4 protein-coding genes are annotated in these 3,809 nt (G+C 70.5%); 1 reads left to right on the top strand and 3 read right to left on the bottom strand.

The annotated features are described in order from the left end of the window. The 3 genes from ACTS11_RS19080 to ACTS11_RS19070 all read right to left on the bottom strand — a co-directional run. Positions 1 to 373 (bottom strand): 23S rRNA (pseudouridine(1915)-N(3))-methyltransferase RlmH (locus tag ACTS11_RS19080; RefSeq protein ID WP_442641873.1); only part of this gene is annotated, 373 nt, incomplete at its 3' end. A 12-nt stretch (positions 374 to 385) separates the two neighbouring features. Next, on the bottom strand, positions 386 to 808 hold the full coding sequence (gene rsfS / locus ACTS11_RS19075; protein ID WP_442641872.1) for a ribosome silencing factor: 423 nt from the start codon (positions 806 to 808) through the stop codon (positions 386 to 388). 172 nt (positions 809 to 980) lie between these two features. Then, positions 981 to 2,177, bottom strand: coding sequence for a TsoY family (seleno)protein (locus ACTS11_RS19070; RefSeq protein WP_442641871.1), 1,197 nt, complete (start codon positions 2,175 to 2,177; stop codon positions 981 to 983). Positions 2,178 to 2,433: 256 nt separating this feature from the next. Here ACTS11_RS19070 and ACTS11_RS19065 point away from each other — a divergent pair. Beyond that, the coding region (locus ACTS11_RS19065) for an AAA family ATPase (protein ID WP_442641870.1) at positions 2,434 to 3,809 on the top strand (1,376 nt) is incomplete at its 3' end.

The following is a 3,809-nucleotide window of genomic DNA, read 5'->3' as shown; positions in this document are numbered from 1 at the left end:
GACCGAAGGACAGGACCATGTCCGCCTCCGCCCGGAGCGCGAGGTCGATTCCATCGGCGCCGCCGATCACCAGGCAGAGGTCGCGCTGTCCGGCATCCCTCGCGCGGGCGAGCGCGGCGGCGAAGTCCGGGCTGCCGAGCGTCTTGCCGCGCTCGTCCATCGCCCAGAACCGCGCGCCGTCGGGCATGGCGCTCCGCAGGAGCCGTGCCTCGGCCTCGGGACCGCCGCCCTTGCGGTCCTCGACCTCGATCACGCCGCCCGAAGTCAGTCCCAGGGCCCGGCCCGTCCGGTCGAGGCGGGTCAGGTAATCGTCGACGAGATCCCGCTCGGGGCCGTCGCGCAGGCGCCCGACCGCCGCGATGTGTATCCGCAAGGGGCGGCCTGCCTACTGCCGTGCGGCGCCGGCGGGCATCCACATCTTCTCGAGCTGGTAGAAGTCGCGCACCTCGGGGCGGAAGACGTGCACGATCACGTCGCCCGCGTCGATCAGCACCCAGTCTCCGGCATCCTTGCCCTCGACCTTGCAGCCGATCCCGTGATCCTGCTTCAACGCCTCGACGAGCTTTTCCGAGATCGCCGCGACCTGGCGGGAGGAGCGGCCGGAGGCCACCACCATCCAGTCGGCGATGGAGGACTTGCCGCGCAGGTCGATCCGCACGATGTCCTCAGCCTTGTCGTCTTCGAGGGAAGCGATCACACGCTCGAGCAGCTGGTCGCTGGTGAGGGTGCCGTAACGGGGCGCCGTCTGCGCCGTGGCGGCCTGTCTGGCCACCGCCTGGGTCGGTCCGGTCAGGACTGTGTCCTCCATGGTTGCGCGCCGCATCGGACCCCGGCGCCGGGTCTGCCCTGAATGTAACATCGCACCCCGCTCATCTCAATGATCGCGGGGGACTCCGTGCGGAGATTGTTCCGTCCGCAACGAAAGACGCCGCCCCGGTGAGGGGGCGGCGAGGGGACCCGCGCCACGCGCGGACCCTGTGTCAGGCGGTCGCCAGCGCGGCGGGCGGCGCCTTGCGGAAGTGCTTGCCCGCCAGCATCCAGACCAGCACGATCATGGCGAACTGGAAGGCCACGGCGAGGGCCGAGATGGCCCAGTAGGCGGCCGAGAACTTGGTCACGAGGTCGGCGGCCACCAGGCCCTTGTTCAGCCAGAAGTGCAGCATGACCGACAGCGCGACGCCCGGGCAGACCAGCGCGTAGGAGCCGGCCGAGGTCTCCTGCCCCGTCACGAAGCGGGCGACGTAGCCGACGCGGCTGAGGACGGCGAGGCCGAAGAGGCCGAAGGCAACCTGCACCGAAAGCAGCTTCGTCAGCAGCATCAGCGTCTCGCCCGCGCCGCCATGGACGTCGAAGTGGACGTGGAGCCCGTGGTTCTGCCGCAGGAGCGCGATGCCCACGACGGTCATGATCGGGATGACGACCATCAGCGTCGGCGCCGCCTCGACGTTCACGCCGTTCTCCAGCATCGGGCGGACCGACATGACGAGGACGATCAGCGCCAGGACGACGGCCACGACGATGAAGAACGTCGAGAGGACGAGGCTGGTCCCGGCCACGAGCGCGCTGCCCGACATGGCCGAGGGCGCGGCGAGGCCGACGCCGATCATCGCGAGGGCGAAGGCCGGCAGCATCTGCGCGAAGGTGTTGTTGGCCGAGCAGTTGAAGCCGCCCGACTGGAGCCGCGCGCCGACGAAGTGGCCGAGCTCGCGGAAGGCGATCCAGCCGATCGCGAGGAAGGCGATGATCGCGAGCGGGAAGAGGTATTCGACGACGCCCCAGAGGCCGGGCACGAAGGTGAGGCCGAGGATGAAGCCCACGTTCACCGTCATCGCCAGCGCCAGCGGCATCGCCAGCACCTGCGAGCCCGCGTTCGACTTGGCGAAGGCCTCGTAGCCCTCGGAGCGGCGGAAGGCGGCGAAGCGCTTCAGGTTGAAGGCGAGAAGCTTGACGTTCAGGAACGCGAAGACCGCGATCCCGGCCATGGCGGCCAGTACCATCGCCTGCTCGATCAGGCTGCCGCCGGTCAGCACGGCCCAGTTGTTCTCGAAGATCGGCACCGGCTGGTCGGGGTGCGGCACCCAGAACATCAGCCACATGAAGAAGGTGACGGCGAGGCCGCCCGCCCCCAGCGAGGCCAGGAAGTAGAGCGGCGAATACTTGTTCTCGGCTTGTGACATGATGCACCTCTGATATTTAACCTTGCAAACTAAATGCCATGTCTGCCGGGCTGGATCAATGCACACATCGTCGCACCTCCGCCGATTTCCGTGCAGGAGTGCGCGAGAGATACCCTACGAGATGTAGGAAAATGCGCGATATGTTGGGGATAATGGCGAGTCTCTGCCGATATGCAGGAGCGCCGCGATTGACTCGGGGTCCGCTGAGGGCGGACACTCCCGGATCAACGGAATCGAAAACACCGAGGCAGGGCGCGTGCGTTTCAACAGGCTCCGACTGAACGGCTTCAAGTCCTTCGTCGATCCGACCGACCTCGTGATCGCCGAGGGGCTGACGGGCGTGGTCGGTCCGAACGGCTGCGGCAAGTCCAACCTCCTCGAGGCGCTGCGCTGGGTGATGGGCGAGAACCGGCCCACCGCCATGCGCGGCGACGGGATGGAGGACGTGATCTTCGCGGGCGCCGCCACGCGGCCCGCCCGGAACTTCGCCGAGGTCCATATCCAGATCGACAATACCCAGCGCCTCGCGCCCGCCGGGTTCAACGATACCGACCAGATCGACATCGTGCGGCGAATCACGCGCGACGCGGGCTCGGCCTACAAGCTCAACGGCAAGGACGTGCGCGCGCGGGACGTGCAGATGCTCTTCGCCGACGCCTCGACCGGCGCGCATTCGCCCGCGCTGGTCCGCCAGGGGCAGATCGCCGAGTTGATCAACGCCAAGCCGAAGAACCGCCGCCGCGTGCTGGAGGATGCCGCCGGAATCGCGGGCCTCTACCAGCGCCGCCACGAGGCGGAGCTGAAGCTGCGCGCGGCCGAGCAGAACCTCGCGCGGGTCGACGACGTGCTCGAAAGCCTCGCGGGCCAGCTCGCCACGCTCGAGCGGCAGGCTCGGCAAGCCGCTCGTTACCGCGCGATCGGGGCGGAGCTGCGGCAGGCCGAGGGGCTCCTCATGTGGCTGCGCTGGCGCGACGCGGATGCGGGCAGGCTCGCCGCCGAGGAGGTGCTGCGCGCCGCCCTGACCGAGGCGGGTCGCGCCGAGCAGGCGGCGCTGTCGGCCGCCGCCGCGCGCGAGGCCGCCGAGGCCGCGCTGCCGCAGCTCCGCGAGGAGGAGGCCATCGCCTCCGCCGTCCTCCAGCGCCTTCTGGTGGAGCGCGACGCGCTCGACGCCGAGGCCACGCGCGCCGCGCAGGCGGTCATGGCGCTCGAGGCGCGGATCGTGCAGCTCGGCCGCGACATCGAGCGGGAAACCTCGCTGAACGCTGACGCGGGCGACACCATCGCCGCGCTCGAGACCGAGGCGGAGGAGCTGTCGGAGGCCACCGCCGGGCACGACGACGCGCTCGCCGCCGCCGAGGCCGCCGCGACGGAAGCCAACGACGTGCTCGGCGAACGGGAGGGCGCGCTCGCCGCCGAGACCGAGGCGCAGGCCGACCTCGCCGCGCGCCACCAGTCGGCCGACCGGCGCATCGCCGAGGCCGCGCGCGCCCGTGCCCGCCACGACGAGGAGGCCGCCAAGGCCGCATCCGCCGCGCGCGACGGGGTGGAGAGGCTCGCCGCCCGGACCCGCGACGTGGAGGCGGCTGGCGATGCGCTGGAGGCGGCGGCCGAGCTCGCCGCCCGCGCGGAGGA

Source organism: Roseicyclus sp. (assembly GCF_052168335.1).
Taxonomy (GTDB): domain Bacteria; phylum Pseudomonadota; class Alphaproteobacteria; order Rhodobacterales; family Rhodobacteraceae; genus Roseibacterium.
This window is presented reverse-complemented; position numbering and strand designations above follow the sequence as displayed.